Origin of the sequence: Rhodanobacter sp. FW102-FHT14D06 (genome assembly GCF_043950705.1) — a bacterium.
GTDB lineage: Bacteria > Pseudomonadota > Gammaproteobacteria > Xanthomonadales > Rhodanobacteraceae > Rhodanobacter.
In genome coordinates this window covers 1,174,125-1,198,866 of sequence record NZ_CP170722.1, presented here as the reverse complement: position 1 = coordinate 1,198,866, position 24,742 = coordinate 1,174,125, and the positions used below count along the sequence as shown (strand labels likewise).

Sequence of the window (24,742 nt, the reverse complement as noted above, 5' to 3'; positions counted from 1 at the left end):
GAAAGCTTTGCTCCTTCTCCCCCGACAGTTTCATCGGCGGGGGAGAGGGCTGGGGTGAGAGGGCTAGCCTTCGCGGCGAAATTCGTCGAAGAACGCGTGGTCGATCTCGTAAACCATCTTCGGCTTCACGCCGATCAGTTTGTCCTGGAACAGGTCGACCAGTTGTTCGCCATCGATCAGTTCGATCGGCACCACGCCGTCGCGTGTGGCCTCTGCCTCGGCGTCCGGAGTGAAGCGCCCGGTGGTGATGAAAACTCCCTTCTCGGCCCGACCGAGCAAGGCATTGCGAAACTCGCCCACGGCACTGCGCGCGACAGTGTCCTTGTAGCGCTTGGCTTGGAATGCCACGCGTAGGCTGACGAACGGGCTGAGGCGCAACAGACCATAGCCGTCGATGCCGCCGTCGCGCGAACGCTGGGTGATCTCGACTTCCTCGAACCCATGCTCGCGCAACAGGCGGCCGCAGATCAGTTCAAAGCCGTAGGGCGGCAGGGATTTGAGAATGCCAAGTAGATCGAGGTCTTGCGATTCCCCGGGTAGTTCCGTGTCGACCAAGTCGGGTTCGAGATGCGCCCCCGGTGTCATCGTTTGCTTGCGTTCGACTTGTTGGATCTTTACCCGGTTGAGAAAGATGGCCCGCTGGGCGTCTTCATCAAGATGGGTCTTCCAGCCAAGCGGGCTGAGGGTCCAGATGCCGCGTCTGCTGTCATCTAGCAAGCCTTCCCATACCAAGTACTGGCGGGCCCATTGCACTTGGTTATGAAAGCGATTTGCGCCCGACTTGAGGGTGGCTTCAGTGACTTCGGTCGGCAGCCGCAGTTCCCGCGCGATCCACCGGGATACTTCCTGTGGTTTGGCAGAACCGCCAAGCGCACGCAGACAGTCGAGGAGTGGCCCCATCCAGCGGGTGACTTCGGCCTGTCCTTTCCTTTGTTTCGTCATGCGTACACTCCATGCAATGGCATGAAACGTACTCGCTACATCGTTTGCATGGCAATGGCGAAGAGCTTCCCCCCTCACCCCAACCCTCTCCCCCAAGCGGGGCTTGGGGGAGAGGGAGCCGGATGCCGGGCTCTTTCGAATCCCGAATCCCTATTCCCCGATCGTCAGCAGCGAGGCGTTGCCGCCCGATGCCGTGGTGTTGATGGTCAGCGTGCGTTCGCCGGCGAAGCGCAGCAGGTAGTGCGGACCGCCGGCCTTGGGACCGGTGCCGGACAGGCCTTCGCCGCCGAACGGCTGCACGCCGACCACCGCGCCGATCTGGTTGCGGTTGACGTAGCAGTTGCCGACGCGCGCGTGCTGGCTGATGTAGTGCACGGTGGCGTCGATGCGGCTGTGCACGCCGAGGGTCAGGCCGTAGCCGGTGCCGTTGATCTCGTCGACGACGTTCTTCAGTTCGCTGGCCTTGAAGCGGATCAGGTGCAGCACCGGGCCGAACACCTCGCGCTTGAGCACCGACAGCGAGGGAATCTCGTAGGCGCGCGGCGCGAAGAAGGTGCCGTGCGCGGTGGCGGCCGGGTCCATCGGCGCCTCGGCGATCTTCTTCGCCTCCTTGTCCATGCGTTCGGCGTGGGCCACCAGGATCGCCCTGGCATCCTCATCGATGACCGGGCCGACGTCGGTCGACAGCAGGCCCGGGTCGCCCACCTTCAGCTCGGCCATCGCGCCGGCGAGCATGTCGATCACCTTGTCGGCGATGTCTTCCTGGATGTACAGCACGCGTGCCGCCGAGCAGCGCTGGCCGGCGGACTGGAAGGCCGAGGCGATCACGTCCTTGACGATCTGCTCGGGCAGCGCGGAGGAGTCGGCGATCATCGCGTTCTGGCCGCCGGTCTCGGCCACCAGCACGGCGATCTGCGCGTCGCGCGCCGCCAGCGCGCGGTTGATCGCCCACGCGGTTTCGGTGGCGCCGGTGAACACCACGCCGGCCACGCGCGGGTCGCGGGTGAGCGCGGCGCCCACCGTGGGGCCGTCACCCGGGACGAACTGCAGCACCTCCTTCGGCACGCCGGCCTCGTGCAGCAGCTGCGTGGCGAGATGGCCGATCAGGCTGGTCTGTTCGGCCGGCTTGGCGATCACCGTGTTGCCCGCCGCCAGTGCGGCGCTGACCTGGCCGATGAAGATCGCCAGCGGGAAGTTCCACGGGCTGATGCCCACGAACACGCCGCGACCGCCCAGGTACAACTGGTTGGTCTCGCCGGTGGGGCCGGGCAGTTGCTCGGGTTCGGCGAACAGGCGGCGCGCCATGGTGGCGTAGTAGCGCAGGAAGTCGGCCGCCTCGCGCACTTCGGCGATCGCGTCGGGCAGGCTCTTGCCTGCCTCGCGCACGCACAGCGCGATGAACTCGGCGCGGCGCGCCTCCAGCTGGTCGGCGGCGAATTCGAGCATGGCGGCGCGATTGGCCACCGGCAGGTTGTTCCAGCGGTCCTGCGCAGCCGCCGCGTTGGCCATCGCCCGATCGACGGTGGCCTGGTCGGCGCTGAGGTAGCTGCCGATGATGCGGCGGCGGTCGGACGGATCGGTGACCTGCACCGTGGGGCCCTGGCTGCTGGCGCCGGGCACCAACGGGCCGGCGGCCCACGGGCCCTGCTGCGCGTTGACCGCGGCGGCGAGGTCGTTCAGTTCGTTGTCGTTGGCAAAGTTGACGCCCATGGAATTCTTCCGAAGTTCACCGTAGAGATTGGCCGGCAGCGGGATGCGCGGGTGCGGGATGTGATCGAACGCGCGCACCGTCTCGCAGGGGTCGGCCACCAGCTCGCGCGCGGGCACGTCCTCGTCCACCACGCGGTTGACGAAGCTGGTGTTGGCGCCGTTCTCGAGCAGGCGGCGCACCAGGTAGGGCAGCAGGTCCTCGTGCGAGCCGACCGGCGCATACACGCGGCAGGGCACGTTGAAGCTCTGCTTGCCGATCACCTCGGCATACAGGTCGCTGCCCATGCCGTGCAGGCGCTGGAACTCGAACGGCCGGCCCTGCGCGATGTGGTGCACGGCGGCGATGGTGTGCGCGTTGTGGGTGGCGAACTGCGGATAGATCAGGTTGCCGCCCGCGTTGAACAGGCGCCGCGCGCAGGCCAGATAGGAGACGTCGGTATTCGGCTTGCGGGTGAACACCGGGTAGCCGCCCAGGCCCTGCTCCTGCGCCTTCTTGATCTCGGCGTCCCAGTAGGCGCCCTTGACCAGCCGCACGTACCAGCGCCGGCCGCTGGCCAGTGCTGTCTCCACCAGCCAGTCGATCACGAACGGCGTGCGCTTGGCGTACGCCTGCACCACGATGCCCAGGCCGTTCCAGCCTTCCAGCGAGGGGTGCGCGAAGACATCGCCGATCACGTCCAGCGACAGCTCCAGCCGGTCGGCCTCCTCGGCGTCGACCGACAGCGCGATGCCGTGCTTCATCGCCAGCTGTGACAGCTCCAGCAGCTTTTCGGTGAGCGCCTGGTGCGCCCGTGCGCGCTGGGCCACTTCGTAGCGCGGGAACAGCGCCGACAATTTCACCGAGATCGACGGCGCGTCGGTGTGGTTCGCATACGGGCCGCGCGCGCCCAGCGCGGCGATCGCGTTGCGGTAATCCTGCTGGTAGCGCTCGGCGGTGTCGGCGGTCAATGCCGACTCGCCCAGCATGTCGAAGGAGTAGCGGAACACCGCGTTCTCCTTCTTCAGGCTGCGGTCGAGCGCCTCCTCGATATCGCGGCCCATCACGAACTGGTGGCCCATGATGCGCATGGCCTGGCGCACCGCCGCGCGGATCGCGGGGTCGCCCACGCGGGCGACCAGCCGGCGCAGTGCGCCGTTGAAATCGTCGCCGCTGCCGTCGGCCAGGTTGACCAGCCGGCCGGTGAGCAGCAGGCCCCAGGTGGAGGCGTTGACCAGCAGCGATTCGCTGCGGCCCAGATGCTTGCGCCAGTTGGCGTCGCCGAGCTTGTCGCGGATCAGCTTGTCGGTGGTGGTCTTGTCCGGGATGCGCAGCAGCGCCTCGGCCACGCACATCAGCAGGATGCCTTCCTCGCTGGACAGGTCGTACTGGCGCATGAAGGACTCGACCACGCTCTGGTCCTTCGCCCGCGCACGCACGCGGGTGACCAGCGCGGCAGCGCGATCGACTACCTGTTCGCGTTCCTCCGCCGGCAGCGCAGCCTGGTCGAGCAGGTCGTTGACCGCTTCGGTCTCGTCGCGCAGCCAGGCAGCAGTGATGCGCGCGCGCGCGGGTGTGGTTCGAGCGGGCAGCTCGGGACTCAGGATGGGTGAGGTCACGGTCGTGTCGGTGCCGGTCGTGGGGGATGGAATAAACCCGCAATTGTACGCTTCGTGCCCGGCCGTGGGGACGCGCCGCCACGCGCGAAAATCCGCCTCGGGCAGGGTGATCTGCCGCACGGGCGCGAATGGCTTGCGGTGCCTGTCGAGGTGACGGGTCGCGTTGATCGAAGTCAATCGGGTGCGACATTCTTGCCCACTGCGCCGCCGCGGCCTATCATTCCGGCAGTTCCAGGCACGCCGGATCTCCATGATCGTGCTTCGACCAGCCAGCGCCGGCTTGCCCTGCGTGACGATGTGGCTCAAGCCCAATCGCTCGCTCAGCCGCCGCGGCCTGCGTCGACTGATCGTGGTTCTGGTGGCATTGGCGCTGACAACGGCAGAACTGGGGGCGTGGCAGGGGAACGTGTTTGCTCCGCTGTTTGCCCTGGTGGAATCCGCCGCCATGGCCATCGCGTTGAGCGTGGCCTGGCGGGCCGGCGACCGCTGCGAGCGCATCACTCTCGACGAATCGTCGCTGGAGGTGCAGTCGCTGCCGGGCCGGCGTTGCACTCGCTTCCAGTCTTGCTGGGTGCGCGTGCGGCTGGATACCGGCAATGGACGCCTGGTGTTGACATCGCACGGCCGCGATCTGGAGATCGGCGCGTTTCTGGCGGCAACGGAACGCGTCGAGCTGGCGAAGCGACTCAGGGTGCTGCTGGCCGGCTCGACCGGAACGTGGCGCAAACAGCAATGACAAAGGTGCAAGACATGACATCTGGCGGGATCAGGCGATCAATCATGGCGACGGCGGGCCTTGCCCTTGCGACGTTCGGCGGTGCCGTGCAGGCGAATCCGCATCCATGGCAGCTGAACATGGAGCGCGGCGCGAGCACCTGGTCGCACGTCCCCTACGATCTGAACAACATCTCGCTGTGGGTTTGCGTGGTGATCGGCGTGCTGGTGTTCGGCGCCATGTTCGTCGCGATGTTCCGCTTCCGCAAATCGCGCGGCGCGGTGGCCGAGAAGTGGGCGCACAACACCGTGCTGGAAGTGGTCTGGACCACGATTCCGGTGCTGATCCTGATCACCCTGGCCTACCTCGCCACCGGCGGCCTCACCAGCTGGGCCGATACCACCGGCTCGCAGATGACGGTGAAAGTCACCGGCTACCAGTGGAAGTGGCGCTACGACTACGTCAGCTACATGGGCAAGCCGATCGACAAGGTCGGCTTCATGTCCAGGCTGGACAAGCAGAGCGACGACACCCGCCAGCTCGATTCGGGCATGGACCCGTATGCGGTCAAGGTGGGCGACGAGCAGACCTACCTGCTCAACGTCGACAAGCCGCTGGTGGTGCCGGTCGACACCAAGATCCGCTTCATCATCACCGGCGGCGACGTGATCCATTCGTGGTGGGTGCCGGCACTGGGCTGGAAGCTCGACGCGATCCCCGGCATCGTCAACGCGGCCTGGACCAACATCAAGGAGCCGGGCACGTACCGCGGCCAGTGCGCCGAGCTGTGCGGCCAGGACCACGGCTTCATGCCGATCGTGGTGGTGGCCAAGTCGAAGGCGGACTTCGCCAAGTGGCTGGCCGAGCAGGAAGCCGCTTCCGGCAAGTCCCTGCCGCCCCCCGCGCCGATCGACGCGGGCACGGCGGCCACTGCCGCGGCGACCACTCCGCCGGGCTGAGCCCGACCCCATCCGCGTTTTCGTTGCAGTCGCATTCCATTACAGGTTAGAGGTGCATGGCCATGTCCTACGCAGCCACCCATGATCAGCACGATGATCACCACGGCGCGCCGAAGAGTTTCTTCCAACGCTGGTGCATGTCCACCAATCACAAGGACATCGGTACGCTGTACCTGATCTTCGCGCTGACGATGTTCTTCATCGGCGGCAGTTTCGCGATGACCATCCGCGCCGAGTTGTTCAAGCCCGGCCTGCAGCTGGTGCAGCCGTACTTCTTCAACGAGCTGACCACCATGCACGGCCTGATCATGATCTTCGGCGCGATCATGCCGGCGTTCGTGGGCCTGGGTAACTGGATGATCCCGCTGATGGTGGGCGCGCCGGACATGGCGCTGCCGCGCATGAACAACCTGTCGTTCTGGATTCTTCCGTTCGCCTTCCTGCTGATGCTGTCCACGCTGTTCTCGCCGGGCGGCGCACCGGCCGGCGGCTGGACGATGTATCCGCCGCTGTCGCTGCAGAGCGATTCGCTGGCCTACGTGGTGTTCGCCATCCATCTGATGGGCATCAGCTCGATCATGGGCGCGATCAACATCATCGCCACCATCCTCAACATGCGCGCGCCGGGCATGGACCTGCTGAAGATGCCGGTGTTCGTGTGGAGCTGGCTGATCACCGCGTTCCTGCTGATCGCCGTGATGCCGGTGCTGGCCGGCGCGGTGACCATGCTGCTGACCGACAAGTACTTCGGCACCAGCTTCTTCAATCCGGGCGGCGGCGGCGACCCCGTGCTGTACCAGCATGTGTTCTGGTTCTTCGGCCACCCCGAGGTCTACATCATGATCCTGCCGGCGTTCGGGATCATCTCGGAGATCGTGCCCACCTTCGCGCGCAAGCCGATCTTCGGCTACAAGGCGATGGTGTTCGCGCTCGCCTGCATCGCGTTCCTGTCGTTCATCGTATGGGCGCACCACATGTTCGCGGTGGGCCTGCCGCTGGGCGCGGACCTGTTCTTCATGTACGCCACCATGCTGATCGCGGTGCCTACCGGCGTGAAGGTGTTCAACTGGGTGGCCACCATGTGGGGCGGCTCGATGACCTTCGAGACCCCGATGCTGTTCGCCATCGCGTTCATCATCCTGTTCACCATCGGCGGCTTCTCCGGCCTGATGCTGGCCCTGGTGCCGGCCGACTTCCAGTACCAGGACACCTATTTCGTGGTGGCGCATTTCCACTACGTGCTGGTGACCGGCGCATTGTTCGCGATCATTGCGGCGGCCTACTACTGGCTGCCGAAGTGGGCCGGCAACATGTACAGCGAGTTCTGGGGCAAGGTGCACTTCTGGTGCAGCGTGGTGTTCGTGAACGTGCTGTTCTTCCCGCAGCACTTCCTCGGCCTGGCCGGCATGCCGCGGCGCATCCCCGATTACAACGTGGCGTTCGCCAACTTCAACATGGTCAGCTCGATCGGTGGCTTCCTGTTCGGTGCCTCGCAGCTGATCTTCCTCGGCGTGGTGATCCACTGCGTGTTCTTCTCCAGGAAGAAGGCCACCGACCGCGTGTGGGAAGGCGCCAAGGGACTGGAATGGACCGTGCCTTCGCCGGCGCCGCACCATACCTTCTCGGTGCCGCCGGTGATCCATGACGAAGAGCTGGCGCACGGCAACGTGCACGCCTGATCGGCGGGGAAGCCGTGGAAATGACACAGCCGGTTGACGACATCCACGCCGCGGACCAGCGCCGCGGCGTGCGCCGCACGGTGAAGATCCTGGTCGCGGTGGTGATCGGCTTCTATCTGCTGGCGTTCCTGCAGATCCTGCTGATGAAATAACCGCGCCAGCACCTTTCCACTTCAATTACCCGGGTCGGCACGACCGGCAGGCAGGTCCCCGAGCGGCATGGCGGGGCAGAGTCATCAAGAGAAATCCACGGGGTCTCAGCATGGGTCAGCAACACGACGTTTACTTTGTACCGGCCAAGAGCTACTGGCCGATCGTCGCCGCGGTCGTCATGTTCATCTTCATGTTCGGTGCCGGGCACTGGCTCAACGCCGAGCCGGGTGCGACCGGTTTCGGCAAATCGGTGTTCGTCCTCGGCGTGATCGGCGTGCTGGGGATGTTCTTCGGCTGGTTCCGTTCGGTCATCCGCGAATCGCTGGCCGGCGACTACAACCACCAGGTCGATACCTCGTTCCGCATGGGGATGATGTGGTTCATCTTCTCCGAGGTGATGTTCTTCGGTGCGTTCTTCGGTGCGCTGTTCTACATCCGCATGTTCTCGGTGCCGTGGCTCGGTGGCGAAGGCCATGGCGTATTGACCCACCAGTTCCTGTGGAGCGACTACACCGCGGCCTGGGGTGCCAACGGCGGCAATGGTCCGGCGAAGATCGGCGGGGCGTTCGAAACGGTGCCTGCGTGGGGGCTGCCGTTGCTGAACACGCTGATCCTGCTGACCTCCAGCGTCACCGTGACGATCGCCCACCACGCCCTGCGCGCCGGGCATCGCGGCCGGATTCTGCTGTTCCTGGGCCTGACCGTGCTGCTGGGCGCCACCTTCCTGTACTTCCAGGCGCACGAGTACATCGAGGCCTACCACGAGCTCAACCTCACCCTGGGCAGCGGCGTCTACGGCTCGACCTTCTTCATGCTGACCGGCTTCCATGGCCTGCACGTGACCCTGGGCACGATCATGCTGGCGGTGATCTGGCTGCGCGTGCTGAAGGGTCACTTCAGCAAGGATCATCACTTCGGCTTCGAGGCGGTGGCCTGGTACTGGCACTTCGTCGACGTGGTGTGGCTGGGCTTGTTCATGTTCGTCTACATCCTCTGAGCGTCGGTCCGCACTCGCATGCACCGGCCCGCCACTGGCGGGCCGGTTCGTTTCCGGGCGCCGGAATGTGGGCGGGTGTGGAGCCTGGCGTGGTGTGCCCCCTGCGGTGGCCGCCGGCATGCCGTGCTGTCTGCCTGCCGAACCTGCCGAACCGTAGCCGGTCAGCCATCAATTTGTGACGGATGTGGTTGTATCCGGTACAAGTTTAGTGTATAGGTGCAGGCCCGCCGCCAGGCGGGGACGAGCGCCAAGCGGCGCCGTCGGTTCGCCATGCTGGTTGGAGTGGCAAGGGTTGGGGGGATGGAGATGTTTCGCTTTCTGCGTCGTAAAGCCAACCGCTGGCTCTTGCTGCTGGCGGCTGTGGACATGGTGCTGCTGGGCTTTTCGCTCAACGCGGCCATGTACCTGCGTTATTTCAATCGGCCTGCCGATCTGGCCCAGTTCTCCCACCACATGCCCGAGCGCTCGCTGGCGTTCGCCGTGATCATGCTGCTGGCGATGGTCGCCCTGGGTCACTACCAGTCGCACATGCGAACGAGCTGGTTCGGCGTGCTGGCGCGCCAGAGCGTGGGTTTCGTGCTCGGTGGCGTGGGCGTATTCATCATGTATTACCTGCTGCCGCAGGCCTATGTCGGCCGCGGCGTGCTGACCATCGCGCTGCTGCTGTCCTTCGCCCTGATGATGGGCTTCCGGCTGGTGTTCCTGCGCCTGGTGGACGCGGTGGTGTTCCAGCGCCGGGTGCTGATCCTGGGTGCAGGCAAGCGTGCCTCGCAGATCCAGACGCGCATGCGCCGCCACGCCGACCGGATCGGCTTCAACGTGCTCGGTTTCGTGCCGCGCGAGGGCGAGGAGGTGCAGGTCGGCGCGATGTCCCTGGTGCGCCCCGAGGGTTCGCTGGTGGACTGGGCGCTGCATCGCCAGGTGGACGAGATCGTGGTCGGCGTGGACGACCGGCGCGGCGGGCTGCCCATGCGCGACCTGCTGGAGTGCCGTCAGAACGGCATCGACGTGACCGACCTGGCGACCTTCTTCGAACGCGAGTCCGGCCGCGTGCAGCTGTCGCTGACCGATCCCTCCTGGCTGGTGTTCTCCGGCGGCTTCGATGCCACTCCGCTGCGCCGCTTCAGCAAGCGCTGCTCGGATCTGCTGATCGCCGCGGTGGTGCTGCTGCTGACCTGGCCGCTGATGCTGCTGGTGGCGCTGGCCATCCGCATCGAGTCCGGTGCCGGCCAGCCCATTCTCTACCGGCAGGAGCGCGTCGGCGCGCGCGGCAAGACGTTCCAGCTGATCAAGTTCCGCAGCATGCGCACCGACGCGGAGCTGGACGGCATCGCGCGCTGGGCGAACAAGGACGACGACCGGGTGACCCGGGTGGGCCGCTTCACGCGCAAGGTGCGCCTGGACGAGCTGCCACAGTTGTGGAACGTGCTCAAGGGCGAGATGAGCTTCATCGGCCCGCGGCCCGAGCGACCGCAATTCGTGATCGACCTTGGCCAGAAGATCCGCTACTACGATCTGCGTCATTGCCTCAAGCCCGGTCTGGCCGGCTGGGCGCAGCTGCGCTATCCGTATGGCGCGTCCGAGGCCGATGCCGAGGAAAAGCTCAAGTACGATCTGTACTACGTCAAGAACCACAACCTGCTGTTCGACCTGCTGATCCTGTTCCAGACGGTCGAAGTGGTGCTGTTCCGCCGCGGCGCACGCTGATTGGCGGTTCCCTCCGGGCCGGCCGGCCCGGCAAGCTTGAACCCGTCTTCCGGACCTGCGGCGTGGTTGGCGCGTCATGGCTGCCGGGCCAGCTATGACGCCGCATTGTGTGGTGATACGCTTTCCGGGCACGGGGCATTCAGGATAATCAGCTACCCAGCTCAAGCCGCCGGCTTGGCGAGGCTGGGTCGTTGGCATCGGCCTACCTATGGATTCCCCCCATGTCCCGTACCGATCAGATTGCGCCGAACAGGCCTGCAGCACCGACCCGGGGCAGCGGCGAGATGCCCGCTCCGTCATCATTGCGCGCGCAACGCACGCGTACCGCACTGCTCGGTGGCGGCGTGATGCTGATGCTGCTGTTCACTGCGGTATCGCTGCTGCTGGCGCGCGATGACGAACCGCGACCGCTGACCTACCGTCCGATGGCCGCCGCGCCGGCGCCAGCCAGGCTGCCGGCGGCCCCCGCCAGGCCTTCGCCGCTTGCCGCGGAGAAGCTCGGAAATGCCGCTGACGCCAGGGTCTCCCCCACCATCGCGGCGGCGACGAGCCGACGCGCGACCCGGGTCGATGCTGCCGCGGTGGCGCCGCCGGCGAACGCGCCGCGCGCCCGCGCGACCACGACCGAAGCGACGCCCCGTCCGGTCCTCCCCCGCGTTGCCGGTGGCGTTGTCGGTGTGCAGCCGCTGGTGGCGGCCACCGGTGCCTCCTCCCGCAGCACCGCTGCAAGGCATGCGGTCGGTGTGCCAGCCGGGCTGACCGGGTCGATCGGCCGCGATTCCTCCGCGGTGCAGGGCGCGCCGCGGGCGGCTGCGTTCAGCGCCGTGCCGGTGCGACCGCAAGCCGTGACGCTGGCGGCGCATCCACGGCTGCTTCTGGACTCCTCCACGCTGACGGCGCTGCGCCAGCGCGCGGCGGCGAACACGCCGCAATGGACGGCGCTGAAAGCCACCTGCGATTCCTACATCGGCGGCACGGTGGCGTATCCCACCGGCAACCAGTACCCCGACAAGCCGAACCTCGGCTCGGGCTACCAGGGCGAATCCTATCTGCCGGCGCTGCTGGCCGAAGGCATGTGCTACCAGGTGCTGAAGTCCAGCAATGCGGCGGCCGCGGCACCCTACGGCGCCAAGGCGGTCGACATCCTGATGAAGATGTCGATGCCCTACCCGGGCAGCAACGGCTGGGACCCGTGCACCGACAGCGGTTACGGCATCCGCTTCTACGGCGTGGGTTACGGCCTGGGCTATGACTGGGTCTACGACCTGCTGACCGCGTCCCAGCGCACGCAGATCTACACCACCGCGAACGCGTGGATCGCCGCGTGGGAAAAGTCCGGCGGGTGTGCTTCGTTTGCCTACGATGGCAATCCCATCGGCAACTACTACGCCGGTTACTTCCACGCCAAGGCGGTGATCTCGCTGGCCACCTACGGCGAAAATCCCAGCGCGCCGGCGCAGTGGACCGACTGGCTGGGCAACCAGTTCGGCGCGCGAGTGCAGCCGTACTATCGCCTGCACATGCTCGGTGGCGGCTGGCCGGAGGGTTACGGCAACTACGCGCCGCTGAGCATCCTCAACATGAGCTTGCCCGCGCGCGAAGTGAAGACCGCCACCGGGCAGGACCTGCTGCATGCCAGCGCGCCGTATACCTTCCCGGTGGACAGTGCCGACTACTCGATGCATTTCACCTGGCCGTCGCTGGTCTACTTCGACGACCGCGACGACAACCACTCCAACGGCGATCCCTCCTCGCCGCCGCCGGGCACGACCCCGGTCGGCATGTTCCAGCAGATCATCGGTGCGTTGAGCTACTGGCAATCGCCCAAGGTCGCGGTGTTCAACCAGTACCTCGCGGCGGTCGACCAGGCCACCGGCGGGTACAGTGATGCGCCGGCCTGGCTGCAGTTCCTGGCGATCGATCCGAATGCGCCGAAGGCGGCGCTGAGCACCTTGCCGCTGTCCTATTTCGCGCCGGGCATGAACGCCGTCGCGGCACGCTCGGACTGGACCACCGCCGCCAGCTGGATGTCGTTCCGCGCCGGCCCCTACACCAACAACCCCGCCGCCGGGCACGAGTTCTTCGACCAGGGCAGCCTCGCGCTGGTGCGCGGCGGCTCGCCGCTGCTGGTCAATGCCGGCGGCTGGCTGGTGCACGAGCCTGGCGGCAACGCCGACGAGACGAAGATCTTCAACGACAACTACGGCGACCTCGACGGTACCCAGTACAGCGGCAACCGGCAGCTGTACAACATCTTCTACGTGCGCAGCATGAGCGGCAGCTCGGTGGCGCAGCGTTTCGGCCAGGAGGCCAATACCACCGAGGACGATGGCGTGCGCACCGCGGTGTCGGCGTACGAGGACGGCAACGGCTACGTCTACATGCTGGCTACCCACCTGGAGGACATGTACCGCACCTTCTCCGCCGGGCCGGCGGTGTCGGCATGGTCGCGGCAAGTCGTCTACCTGCGTCCGAACCGTTTCGTCGTCTACGACCGCACCACCGAAGGCAGCACTGGCTACGACCAGTACCTGGCCTGGCATTTCCCGGCCAACCCGGCCGCGGGCAGCGCGCCGGCGGGACAGCACCGCTTCGACGTCAGCTACAACGGCCAGTACGTGGGCGCGATGACCACCGTGCTGCCGACCGGCAACAAGACCACGACGGTCGGCATGTATCCGGGCGACAACCCGATCAAGGCGTGGCAGGTGCAGGTGCGCCCGCCCGACACCAGCGCCAGCCAGCGATGGCTGACCGTGTTCGACCTGTCCGGCACCGCCGCCAAGGTCGCCACGGCCAGCCCGGTGACGGTGAGCCAGGGCGGCATCGTCGGGGTGGAACTGCTCGCCAGCGACGGCAACGCCGTGGTGGTGAGCAGCAGCGGCGCCCCCGGCACCGCGCTCAGCGGCAACCTCGTCTACGGAGTGCAGCCGTTGTCGGCCTACCACGTGGTCACCGACCTGCTCCCGGACACCGGCTACACGGTGACCACCTCGGCCAACGCCGGGTTGCGCAACGTCAACATCAGCGTGGGCGGCACCACCATGAGCAGCCACAAGGGTGTACTCAGCTTCTACGTGACGACCGACGGCACGGTGCAGGGCAACCCGCCGCCACCGCCGACGCCGGTTTACGTCCCGGTGCCGATCAGCGCGCTGCCGGTTCCCGGCTTTCCGGCACCGTACAAGCCCGGCGGTTGAGCCGGACCGCGACCGGCGTTCGCACCGGTCGCGGCAGACGCACCTCCGGGCGGTGGTCGCGGTCGATCAGGGCGAGTGCGGCGTGTCGCGCGTTCACTGGCCCTGCGGCGGGCTGCTGTGCGCGGCCACATGCAGCGGGTACAGCGGTGAGCTGTACCAGTCGACCACCTTGCCGTTCTCGAAGCGCACCCATGATGGGCCGTACTCCCAGCGCTGGTCGCTGGCCATCAGCGTGGGTTCGCCTTCGATGCTGCGCACGCTGGCGGCATCCATGCCCAGGCCCCACGCCGGCCGTTCCGCCGGCGCTGTCGCCGTGGCGCGATGCGTCGGCGGCTGCACGGTTTCGGCGGGCGGGGCCGCGGGCGGCGCGGGCGGTTCGCCCGGCCACAGCCACCACGCCGCAATGGCAGCGGCCGGCAGCAACAACCAGCGACGGGAACGCCGCCGTGTCGCGAGTACCCGCTGCGTCGCCGCGGCCGACCCGGCTTCGCCCCTCGGCGGCTGGGACGGCCGCACGCCCGCGGCGCCGGGCAGGCGGCCATGCGTGCGGTGGAACTCCATCGCCATGCCGTACATCGCGGTGAGCTGCTGCAGCCGCTGCGCGGCGACGCCGCGCGAATCCTCGTCGCGACGGTCCGGGTGCAGCACCGACACCCGGCGCCGGTACGCGTGCTTGAATTCGTCCAGGCCACAACCCGGTTCGAGACCGAGCAAGCGGTAGAGGTCGAGAAAATCGGTCTCGCGCGCCACGTCGTGCTTCCCCTTGAATGCCGCAAGCCGGGCCATGTGCCGCGCACCATCCGTGCACCGGCTGCCGTGCGGAACTATACCTGCTGGACGCCGCGGCCGCGGCGCACCCTCGCTGCCTCGTGCTAGCGTGACGCACCGAAAACGGCGGGAGGCGACGATGGCCAGGGGCCTGACTGCAAGCTTGCGGGGTGTGGCGTTGGGCGTGGCGGAATTGCCGGGGGTGCGTCTGCTCGCGCGGCCGGTCTATCGCCACCTGTTTGCCCGCGACGTGTTGCCCGGCAATGCCTACGGCGGCGTGTTTGCCAGTGTCGAGGCGGCGCGTGCCGGGGCACCGGCATCGTTGCCGACCAGCTACGACCAGCCGCAATCGGGCGAGCTCTACGCCGACCGGCTGGAGCGTGTGCAGATCGTGGATTACCCGGTGTTGTTCTGGCTCTCGCGACTGTTTGCCGGCGACGCGCGGAAATTGTTCGACCTGGGCGGCAACGTGGGCACCAGCTATTTCGGTTTCCGCCACCACCTGCCGTATCCCGATGACCTGCGCTGGCTGGTGCACGACGTGCCCGCCGTGGTCGCGGCCGGGCGCGCGCTGGCCGAGCGCGAGGATGGCGCCGGCAAGCTCGGCTTCACCGACTCTCCGCAGGACGCCGACGGTTGCGACGTGCTGCTCTGCAGCGGCGTGCTGCAGTACCTCGACTACTCGCTGCCGCAGTTGCTGCAGCCATTGCGCGCGCCGCCGCGCCACGTATTGGTCAACGTGACGCCGCTGCACCCCGAGCGCAGCTTCGTGACCCTGCAACGTGTCACCCGGCGCCGGGTCGGCATCGCCAACTGCCCGTACAGGGTGACCGCGCTGGGCGCCTTCATCGAGGAGTTCGCGGCGGCCGGTTATCGCGTGGTCGACCACTGGTCGACGACCGAGCGCCACATGCGCATTCCGTTCGAGCCGGCCTGCTCGGTCGACCGCTACCACGGCTTCTGCTTCCGTCGCGACTGAGCTTGCGGGGCGCCGGGGCGCGGGGCACACTGCCGCTTCGATTCCGCGGCGCAGCTTGCGGCCGGCGGGTCGCGGGAGGGGGCATGTCGGGTCCATCGTCCAAGTGGCTGGAAGTCGCCTGGGATCAGTTCGATCCCTGGCGGATACAGGGCGTGCGGCATCATCTGGCGACGCACCCCGCGCTGCAGTTGCCGGCCCTGGTCGAGCTGGGCAAGCGGCTGGAAGCGCGTGGCCGCGTGCGCTCGCACAGCGGCGATGCCACTGCGGGCACGTCGTTCAACGAAGCACCCCGGTTGCATCCCAACGCCAAGGGTGTCGAGGCGACGCTGAGCGACATCGAGCATGCCGCGGCGTGGACTTCGCTGCTCAACGTGCAATCCGATCCGCAGTACCGCGCCGTCGTCGACGAGGTACTCGACTCGGTCCGGCCGCAGGTGGAGGCGGTCGACCCGGGCATGTGCTATCGCGCCGGCTGGATCTTCCTCACCTCGCCGCGGGCGGTGACGCCGTTCCACATGGACAAGGAACACAACTTCATCCTGCAGGTGCACGGCCGCAAGCGGATCTACGTGTGGGACCATCGCGACACGCAGGTGGTCAGCGAGCATGCGCGCGACCGCTTCCATCGCACCCATTCGCGAGAGTTGCTGCAGTGGCGCGAGGAGTATCGCGAGCGTGCGCAGGTGTTCGAGCTGGAACCCGGGATGGGCGCCTACATGCCCTCGACCAGTCCGCACATGGTCGAGAACGGCGATGGCCCGTCGATCACCATGAGCTTCACCTATTACACCCGCGCGACCCGGCGCAACTCCCTCCTGCATCGCACCCACGACATGCTGCGCCGGCTGGGCTGGGTGCCGCCGGCGGTGGATCGCTTCCCGTTGTTCGACGCCGCCACGCTGGCGGCCGGCGGGCTCTACATCGGCAGCAAGCGGCTGGCGCGGCGACTGGCCGGCGCGTCCGTCGATTCGGACGCCGCACCGTACGCCAAGGTTGGCGACTCGTGATGTCCGGCCGGCGACGCGGCGGTCGCCGGGCCTGGCGCGTGCTCATGCTGGCCTGCATTCCGCTGACCGCAGCCGGCGTCGACCGGCCAGCTCCTCCCGCGCCGCCTACGCTCGGCGCCCACACCTTGCTGGCGCAGGCCGATCATCGCGGCCGCAGTCCCGCCGTGACCGCGCCGCTCGACACCGCGCCGGCGGGCAGTGCGTTGCTGGTGCTCAATGGCGGCTTCGCCAGCAACGCGGCGGCGCCGACCGACAGTTATGGGCGGCACTGGACCCAGGTGGGCCCAACCGCGATCTACGACGGCTACCAGGGCCGTTTCGACGTGAAGGCCTACGTGTCGCTGGCCGGCCCGGGCGGCCGGCACCATACGGTCAGCATCGACAAGCCGGGTGAGCCGGAGCGCGAGATCACCATCCCCTTCGTGGAAATACGCCATGCCGGCGTGCTGCAGGATTTCGCCCAGAATTACCCCGCGCCCAATCTGGTCCAGCGCATCGCGGGCAAGCTCAAGCGCACGGTGGAGGGCATGCTCTCCGATCCGGCCGACCGCTTCAGCGTGACCAGCGGCGAGGTCACCACGACCGGGCCGGCCACGTTGATCGCGGTGTGGTGGGGCGACGGCAACGTACGCCAGATGAGCGCCGTGCCGGACAACGGTTTCACCGTGATCGACAGCTATCTGCAGTTGCCGCCGATAAGCGGCGTGCAATGCGCGGTGGCGTACCGTCAGGTCGACCGTGCCGGCACCTACCGGGTGAGCTGGAGCGGCAGCCCGCGCCAGCGGGCGATCCTGTGGCTGTTCGCGTTCCAGTCCGCCGCGCCATAGTCCACCTGCATAGCACGCAGTCAGTCTGAATGGCGTGCCCCATTGCACAGTTCGACGCGGTTCTGCGCTAATCTTGTCGTCCAGAGGCTGGTTTGGCAGACGACGCGATGAGCGGGTGCTCCCAGGCGGCTTCGCTGGGCAGATGCCGGCCGATCCGCGGTGCCTCGCGAATCGCGCGCATCCTGCCCGAGGGAGATCGGCGCGTGTCGTGGCGGTCATCGCCGCCCGACCAGGAGGGGTGGTGGGCGCGGCATCCAATCCAGTGTCAATTGACGACGGCATGTCGTTGCTGGACGTGCTGCCGGGCATCGCGCCTGCCGATGACGAAACCTGGCAAAGCCGCCGCGTGCCGCTCGACGGCGCATTGGCCACTTGCGTGGCGGCGCTGCACGCGGCCGATCCCGAGCGCGCGGCGCTGACCCTGCTGGCCGCGTTGGCGCGGGTCGAGGCGCAGCTGACCGGCGCCGAGTCCGCCGTGGCAACGCTGCACCAGGCCGGATGCACCCGCCAGCTGACCGTGCCGGTGCCCCGCGACGCGCCACGCAAGGCATGGCTGGAGGGCGTGCTGTCCGCAGCGCGCGGGTCGGCCGCCCAGGTCACGGTGGCGTGGATGGTGCTGCAGGAGGCAGCGTTGCCGGACGCCGCCGCCGCGCTCTCCACCTGGCGCCTCGATTTCGGCGACGCGATCGCCCTCGAACTGCGCTGGCGCCGCCCGCTGACGGCAGCGAGCGTGGAGCTGCTGGCCGGTTGCGTGCAGCGCGCCTGGGCGGGCCTGCTCGACGAAGCTGACGCCGAGCCGGATCTCCTCGCCCCGGCCGAACGCCAGCGCTTGCTGGTGCAGTGGAATGACACCGCGGTGCCGCGACACCGCGGCGACAGCGTGCCCGCGCTGTTCTCCCGCACCGCCGCCGCGCATGCGGATGCACCGGCGGTGGTCGAGGGCGGGCACGCCCTGAGCTATGCCCGACTCGATGAGCGGTCCCGCGCCTTGGCCCGGCATCTGCTCGATGCCGGCGTCGTGCCGGGCGACATCGTCGGCGTCGCGCTGGAGCGTTCGGCGGGGGCGCTGGTGGCAATCCTCGGCGTGCTCAAGGCCGGCGCGGCCTACCTGCCGCTCGATCGCAGCCACCCGCCGGAGCGGTTGGCGTTTGCGCTGGCCGATGCGGGTGCGCGAATGGTGCTGGTCGCATCGGTCGCGGCTACGCTGCCGTTGCCCGATGGAGTGGCGTGCCTTGCGCTGGATGTCGTCGAGTCCGCACCCGTGCCGCACGACGCGCCGCTGCCCGTGGTCGACGGCGATGCGCTCGCCTACGTGATGTACACCTCCGGCTCGACCGGCACGCCCAAGGGCGTGGCGATCGCCCATCGTTCGATCATCCGGCTGGTGTGCGGCGTGGATTACGTGCGGCTGGATGCCGACACGCGCATGTTGCACGCCGCACCGCTGGGCTTCGATGCGTCGACCCTGGAAATCTGGGGCGCGCTGCTGAACGGCGGTCGCGTGGTGGTCCATCCCGAAACGATCCCCACCGCTGCCGGCCTGGCCGCAACCATTGCCGGCGAAGGGGTCGGCACGGCGTGGCTGACCTCGTCGCTGTTCAACGCCGTGGTCGACGAGGCGCCGCGTCGGCTGGAGGGGTTGCGCCAGCTGCTGATCGGTGGCGAGGCACTGTCGGTCGACCATGTGCGCCGCGCGCTGGCGGCCTTGCCCGGCGTGGAGATCATCAACGGCTACGGCCCGACCGAGTGCACCACGTTCACCTGCACCTGGCCGATCCCGCGGGACCTGCCGGCCGACGCGCGCTCGGTGCCGATCGGCCGGCCGATCGCCGACACCCGCGTGTACGTGCTCAATCGCGCCGGCGAGCTGGTGCCGACGGGCGTGGTCGGCGAGCTGCACGTGGGTGGCGACGGCGTGGCGCGCGGTTACCTCGGACGGGCGCAGCTGACCGCCGAGCGTTTCGTGGCCGATCCGTTCGGCGCAGCCGATGGTCGCCTGTATCGCACCGGCGACCTGGTGCGCTGGCGCGACGACGGCGTGCTGGAGTTCGTCGGCCGGCGCGACGGCCAGGTCAAGATCCGCGGCTACCGCATCGAGACCGGCGAGATCGAGGCAGCGCTGCTGCGCCAGCCCGGCGTGCGCGCCTGCGCCGTCGTGCTGCGCGATGATCCGCCGCTGGGCAAGCGCCTGGTCGCCTACGTGGTCCCCGCCGCCACCCGCCCCGACCAGCCGGCGCTGCGCCGCGGCCTGGCTGCCGAACTGCCGGAGTTCATGCTGCCGGCCGCGTGGGTGCTGCTGGACGCGCTGCCGGTCACCGCCAACGGCAAGCTCGACCGCGCCGCGTTGCCGGCGCCGGGCAGCGCACGGCCGGAACTGGCCACGACCTACGAAGCCCCGGTGGGCGAAGCCGAGACGCGCCTGTGCGCCGCCTTCGCCACCAGCCTCGCGCTGGACAAGGTGGGCCGCCACGACAACTTCTTCGAGCTGGGCGGCAGCTCGCTGCTGGCGGTGCGGCTGATCGATCGCTTGCGCCGCGACGGCGATGCCGCGCTGGACGTGCTGACCTTCTTCCGCGATCCCACGCCGCTGGCGCTGGCCCGCCACCGCGATCACGCCGGCGCCGACGGCATCGAACCGGCGCGCCTCGCCCGCCCGCGTGCCGCCGGCGCGCAAGCCGGTGCGGAGCCGATCGCGATCATCGGCATGAGCGGCCGCTTCCCCGGCGCCGCGGACATCGAGAGCTTCTGGCAGAACCTGTGCGAGGGACGCGAGTCGATCACCCGCTTCGCGCCGGGCGAGCTCGACCCGTCGATCCCGGCGAGCCTGCGCGACGACCCGGCCTACGTGCCCGCGCGCGGCGTGATCGACGGCGTGGAGATGTTCGACGCCGCGTTCTTCGGCATCAGCCCGCGCGAGGCGGAGCTGATGGATCCGCAGCAGCGGCTGTTCCTGGAGCTGTGCTGGGAGTGCCTGGAACGCGCCGGCCATGCGCCCGGCGCGCAGGACGGTCCGGTCGGCGTGTTCGCCGGCATGTACAACGCGACCTATTTCCAGCATCACGTCAGCGCGCATCCCGGCCAGGTCGAGAAGCTCGGCGCGTTCCAGGTAATGCTGGACAACGAGAAGGATTTCATCGCGCCGCGGGTGGCGCACAAGCTCGACCTCACCGGCCCGGCGGTGAGCGTGCATACCGCCTGTTCCACCTCGCTGGTGGCGATCTGCCAGGCGATGGAGAGCCTGCGCAACGGCCAGTGCGAGATGGCGCTGGCCGGCGGTGCCTCGATCACCTGCCCGCCGCGCAGCGGCTACCTGTTCCAGGATGGCGCCATGCTGTCGCCGGACGGCCATACGCGCAGCTTCGACGCCGAGGCACGCGGCACGGTATTCAGCGATGGCGCGGCGGTGGTGCTGCTGAGACGGCTGGCCGACGCACAGGCCGATGGCGACCCGATCATCGCGGTGATCCGTGGCGGCGCGATCAACAACGACGGCGGCACCAAGGCCAGCTTCATGGCGCCCAGCAGCGAGGGCCAGGCCGCGGTGGTCGCGATGGCCCAGCGCAACGCCGGCGTCGACGCGCGCAGCATCTCCTACGTGGAGGCCCACGGCACGGCCACGCCGATCGGCGATCCGATCGAGGTCGAGGGCCTGGTCAAGGCCTTCCGCCGCGACACGCCGGACACCGGCTTCTGCCGCCTCGGCTCGGTCAAGAGCAACGTCGGCCATCTGGTAATCGCCGCCGGCGCGACCGGCGTGATCAAGACCGCGCTGGCGCTGGCCGAGCGGCGGATTCCGCCGAGCCTGCATTACACCGCGGCCAACCCGACAATCGACTTCGCCCGCTCGCCGTTCGTGGTCAACGATCACTTGCAGGACTGGGCCAGCGCGCCCGGCGTGCCGCGCCGCGCGGGCGTGAGTTCGTTCGGCGTGGGCGGCACCAATGCGCACGTGGTGCTGGAGGAGGCGCCGGCCACGGTGCCGGCCGAACCGGCGTCCGGTCCGCAGTTGCTGTTGCTGTCGGCGCGCACGGCCACTGCGCTTGGCACGGCGGCTACCCGGCTCGGCGCGCATCTGGACGCCGCACCCGACCTCGAGCTTGCCGACGTGGCATGGACCCTGATGGTCGGACGCAAGGCCTTCGCTCATCGACTGGCGGTGGTTGCCGACTCCGCTGACCGTGCCGGCGCGCAGCTGGCCAGCGCGGAAACCGCTGCGGCGGCGCGCAGCACGCCGGCGCAGGCGAGCGATGTGGTGTTCCTGTTCCCCGGCCAGGGCGCCCAGTACGCGGGCATGGGGCGCGCGCTGCATGCCGGCGAGCCGGTGTTCCGCGACGCATTCGACGCCTGCGCCGAGGCCTTGCGCGAGCAGGGTGGTTTCGATCTCGCCGCGCGCGTGTTCGCCGATGATCCGGCGGCGCTGCTGCCCACGGCGGTGATGCAGCCGGCGACTTTCGCCATCGAGTACGCGCTGGCGCAGTGGTGGATGAGCCTGGGCCTCACGCCGGCGGCGATGATCGGCCACAGCGTGGGCGAATTCGTGGCGGCCACGCTGGCCGGCGTGTTCAACCTGCGCGACGCGATCGCGCTGGTGGCGCGACGCGGCGAACTGATGCAGGCGCAGCCGCGGGGCGCGATGTTGTCGGTGCGGCTGCCGCTGGATGCGCTGCAGGCACGCCTGCCAGCCGATCTGGCGCTGGCGGCGGAGAACGCACCGGGCGCCTGCGTGGTGGCCGGCCCAGCCGGCGCGATCGAGGATTTCCGTGCGGCGCTCGAGGCCGACGGCATCGCCGCGCGCCTGCTGCAGACCTCGCACGCCTTCCATTCGGCGATGATGGAGCCGGTGCTGGCGCCGTTCCGCGAGGCGCTTGCCGCCGTCGAACTGGGCCGCCCGCAGCTGCCCTTGGTGTCGACTGCGCTGGGCGACTGGCTCGATCCCGCGCAGGCCGGCTCGATCGATTACTGGACGCAGCATCTGCGCGTGCCGGTGCGCTTCTCCAGCGCGCTGTCGAAGGTGCTCGACGCGCCCTCGCGCGTGCTGCTGGAAGTGGGGCCGCGCCACACGCTGACCACGCTGGCGCGGCAGCAACTCGGTGCCGCGCGCGAGCGCATCGTCGCCGTGCCCAGCCTGGCCGATGCGGCGGACGCGGAGCGCGCCGCACTGCTGCAGGCCGCGGGCCAGCTCTGGTGCTGCGGCGTGGCGCTGGATCCGACTCGACTCGACCATCGTGCGCGCCGTCGCCGCGTGTGCCTGCCCACCTATCCGTTCGAACGCCAGCGTTGCTGGCTGGACGCCGCGCCGGCCGCGTCGCCGGCGCCATCGTTCGTCATGCCGACACCCGTCGCCGCCGCGCCCGCGGCCGAGGAAGCCCCCATGCCGCAAGTCGCCACGCCCGCCGATCGCCGCCCCCGGCTGGTGAACCAGCTCAAGGCAGTGTTCGAGGACATCACCGGGATCGAACTGGATGATGCCGACAGCACCAGCAACTTCATCGAGCTCGGACTGGACAGCCTGATGCTGACCCAGGTCGCGCTGCACCTGTCGCGCGTGTTCCCGGTCAAGGTGACGTTCCGCCAGTTGATGGTCGACCACGCCAGCCTGGACCGGCTGGCGGCGTTGCTGGACGAGCAGATGCCGCCGGACGCGCCGACGGCGGCGCCAGTTGCCGCGCCGGTCGCCGCCCCCGTGGCTGCGCCGACGCTCGCCGCGCCAACGCTTGCCGTGCCGGCGCTGCCGACGGCGGGAGCGGGCGGCAACGACTACGTGCGTCACGTGATCGACCAGCAGATGCAACTGATGGCACAGCAGCTGGCCTTGCTCGGGGGAACGGCGAGCGCCGCCGCACCCGTCGCGCCCGCACAGCAAGCAGCACCACCGGCCAGCGTGGCGACGCCACCGGCGGCAGCACCCGTGTCGACCAGCGCGGATCGCGACGAGGAAGCGGCGCTGGCGCACACCCGCTACGACGTCAAGAAGGCGTTCGGCGCGATCGCGCGCATCGACAACGGCCAGCTGGAACTGTCCCGCCACCAGCGCGAGCGGCTCGATCGTTTCATCGAGCGCTACGTCGCGCGGTCGCGCAAGTCCAAGCAGTACACCGAGGCGCAGCGCCCGCACATGGCCGACCCGCGCGTGGTGAACGGCTTCCGCCCGCTGACCAAGGAGATCGTCTACCCGCTGGTGGTCGAGCGCTCCAAGGGCTCGCGCCTGTGGGACCTGGACGGCAACGAATACGTGGATGCGCTGAACGGCTTCGGCATGAGCCTGTTCGGCTGGCAGCCGGATTTCGTGCTGGAGGCCATCCGCCGCCAGCTCGACCTCGGCTACGAGATCGGCCCGCAGCATCCGCTCGCCGGCGACGTGGCGCGACTGGTGTGCGAGGTCACCGGACACGACCGCGCCGCCCTGTGCAACACCGGTTCGGAAGCCGTACTGGGTGCGCTGCGGGTCGCGCGCACGGTCACCGGGCGCAGCACCGTGGTGCTGTTCAGCGGCTCCTACCACGGCATCATCGACGAGGTGATCGTGCGCGGCACGAAGAAGCTGCGTGCGGTGCCGGCCGCGCCCGGGATCATGCGCAACACGGCGGAGAACGTGATCGTGCTGGACTACGGCACGCCGGAATCGCTGGAGATCATCCGCGCGCGCGCGCACGAGCTGGCCGCCGTGCTGATCGAGCCGGTGCAGAGCCGGCGGCCCGACTTCCAGCCGGTCGATTTCCTGCGCGAGGTGCGCAAGATCACCGCCGCGTCCGGCACGCTGTGCATCTTCGACGAGATCGTCACCGGCTTCCGCGTCCATCCCGGCGGCACCCAGGCGCTGTTCGGCATCCAGGCGGACCTCGCCACCTACGGCAAGGTGGTCGGCGGCGGTTATCCGATCGGCGTGATCGCCGGCAAGCGCGAGTTCATGGATGCGCTCGACGGCGGCAGCTGGCAGTTCGGCGACGACTCGGTGCCGACCGTGGGCGTGACCTATTTCGCCGGCACCTTCGTGCGCCACCCGCTGGCGCTGGCGGCGGCGCAGGCGGTGCTCGAACACATCAAGGAGCAGGGCGCCGGCCTGCAGGAGCGGCTCAACGCGCGCACCACGGCGATGGCCGCCGAGCTCAACGCGTTCTGCGACGAAGTCGGGGCGCCGATCGCGGTCAAGCACTTCGCGTCGTTCTGGAAGACCCAGTTCCTGGAAGATCATCCCTTGCAGGATCTGCTGTTCGCGATGATGCGCAGCCGCGGCGTGCACATCCTGGACAACTTCCCCTGCTTCTTCACCTCCGCGCACAGCGAGGCGGATTTCCGGCAGATCACGCAGGCCTGGAAGGATTCGGTGATCGAACTGCAGGAGGCCGACTTCCTGCCGCGGCGCACCGCCACCGCCCGCAACGTGATGGACGCGCGCCAGCCGCCGTTGCCTGGCGCGCGCATCGGCCGCGAACCGGACGGGCGTCCGGCGTGGTTCGTGCAGGTTCCCGGGCAACCGGGCAGCTACACCAAGGCAAGTTGATC

At 68.6% G+C, this 24,742-nt stretch carries 14 protein-coding genes; 11 read left to right on the top strand and 3 right to left on the bottom strand.

The genetic code is table 11. From position 1 onward, the window contains the following. Positions 1-63: 63 nt before the first annotated feature. Together ACFCQI_RS05570 and putA are read right to left on the bottom strand one after the other, a co-directional pair. Positions 64-942: a restriction endonuclease gene (locus ACFCQI_RS05570; RefSeq protein WP_395120389.1), complete on the bottom strand. Its 879-nt coding sequence runs from the start codon at positions 940-942 to the stop codon at positions 64-66. 150 nt (positions 943-1,092) lie between these two features. Then, positions 1,093-4,248, bottom strand: a complete 3,156-nt coding sequence (putA, locus tag ACFCQI_RS05565; RefSeq protein ID WP_395120388.1) for a bifunctional proline dehydrogenase/L-glutamate gamma-semialdehyde dehydrogenase PutA — start codon at positions 4,246-4,248, stop codon at positions 1,093-1,095. A 295-nt stretch (positions 4,249-4,543) separates the two neighbouring features. Here putA and ACFCQI_RS05560 point away from each other — a divergent pair, with 295 nt between their 5' ends. From ACFCQI_RS05560 to ACFCQI_RS05530, 7 genes are all read left to right on the top strand, one after another. Then, entirely contained in the window at positions 4,544-4,984 is a 441-nt protein-coding gene (locus tag ACFCQI_RS05560; RefSeq protein ID WP_395121268.1) for a DUF2244 domain-containing protein, read from the top strand. A 14-nt stretch (positions 4,985-4,998) separates the two neighbouring features. After that, a complete protein-coding gene (gene coxB / locus ACFCQI_RS05555; RefSeq protein WP_395120387.1) occupies positions 4,999-5,922 on the top strand; it encodes a cytochrome c oxidase subunit II in 924 nt (307 codons plus the stop codon). 62 nt (positions 5,923-5,984) lie between these two features. Next, the gene (gene ctaD / locus ACFCQI_RS05550) at positions 5,985-7,601 is read left to right on the top strand and encodes a cytochrome c oxidase subunit I (RefSeq protein ID WP_395121266.1); all 1,617 of its coding nucleotides are present in this window, start codon (positions 5,985-5,987) and stop codon (positions 7,599-7,601) included. Between the two features lie 20 nt (positions 7,602-7,621). Continuing rightward, on the top strand, positions 7,622-7,753 hold the full coding sequence (locus ACFCQI_RS05545; protein WP_395120386.1) for a hypothetical protein: 132 nt from the start codon (positions 7,622-7,624) through the stop codon (positions 7,751-7,753). Positions 7,754-7,863: 110 nt separating this feature from the next. Then, complete coding sequence (locus ACFCQI_RS05540; protein ID WP_395120385.1) at positions 7,864-8,751, top strand: cytochrome c oxidase subunit 3; 888 nt, start codon at positions 7,864-7,866, stop codon at positions 8,749-8,751. Between the two features lie 306 nt (positions 8,752-9,057). After that, entirely contained in the window at positions 9,058-10,458 is a 1,401-nt protein-coding gene (locus ACFCQI_RS05535) for a TIGR03013 family XrtA/PEP-CTERM system glycosyltransferase (RefSeq protein WP_395120384.1), read from the top strand. A gap of 221 nt (positions 10,459-10,679) precedes the next feature. Beyond that, on the top strand, positions 10,680-13,658 hold the full coding sequence (locus tag ACFCQI_RS05530) for a hypothetical protein (protein WP_395120383.1): 2,979 nt from the start codon (positions 10,680-10,682) through the stop codon (positions 13,656-13,658). A gap of 93 nt (positions 13,659-13,751) precedes the next feature. Here the strand turns inward: ACFCQI_RS05530 and ACFCQI_RS05525 are convergent, their stop codons facing one another. Next, the gene (locus tag ACFCQI_RS05525; RefSeq protein WP_395120382.1) at positions 13,752-14,444 is read right to left on the bottom strand and encodes a J domain-containing protein; all 693 of its coding nucleotides are present in this window, start codon (positions 14,442-14,444) and stop codon (positions 13,752-13,754) included. Positions 14,445-14,565: 121 nt separating this feature from the next. Here ACFCQI_RS05525 and ACFCQI_RS05520 point away from each other — a divergent pair, with 121 nt between their 5' ends. The 4 genes from ACFCQI_RS05520 (at position 14,566) to ACFCQI_RS05505 (ending at position 24,740) form a co-directional block, all read left to right on the top strand. Continuing rightward, on the top strand, positions 14,566-15,405 hold the full coding sequence (locus tag ACFCQI_RS05520) for a TIGR04325 family methyltransferase (protein ID WP_395120381.1): 840 nt from the start codon (positions 14,566-14,568) through the stop codon (positions 15,403-15,405). 83 nt (positions 15,406-15,488) lie between these two features. Continuing rightward, positions 15,489-16,412 (top strand): cupin-like domain-containing protein, encoded by a 924-nt coding sequence (locus ACFCQI_RS05515; RefSeq protein ID WP_395120380.1) that lies wholly within the window; start codon positions 15,489-15,491, stop codon positions 16,410-16,412. Between the two features lie 44 nt (positions 16,413-16,456). Continuing rightward, a complete protein-coding gene (locus ACFCQI_RS05510; RefSeq protein WP_395120379.1) occupies positions 16,457-17,239 on the top strand; it encodes a hypothetical protein in 783 nt (260 codons plus the stop codon). Between the two features lie 280 nt (positions 17,240-17,519). After that, positions 17,520-24,740: an amino acid adenylation domain-containing protein gene (locus tag ACFCQI_RS05505; protein WP_395120378.1), complete on the top strand. Its 7,221-nt coding sequence runs from the start codon at positions 17,520-17,522 to the stop codon at positions 24,738-24,740. Positions 24,741-24,742 lie beyond the last annotated feature (2 nt).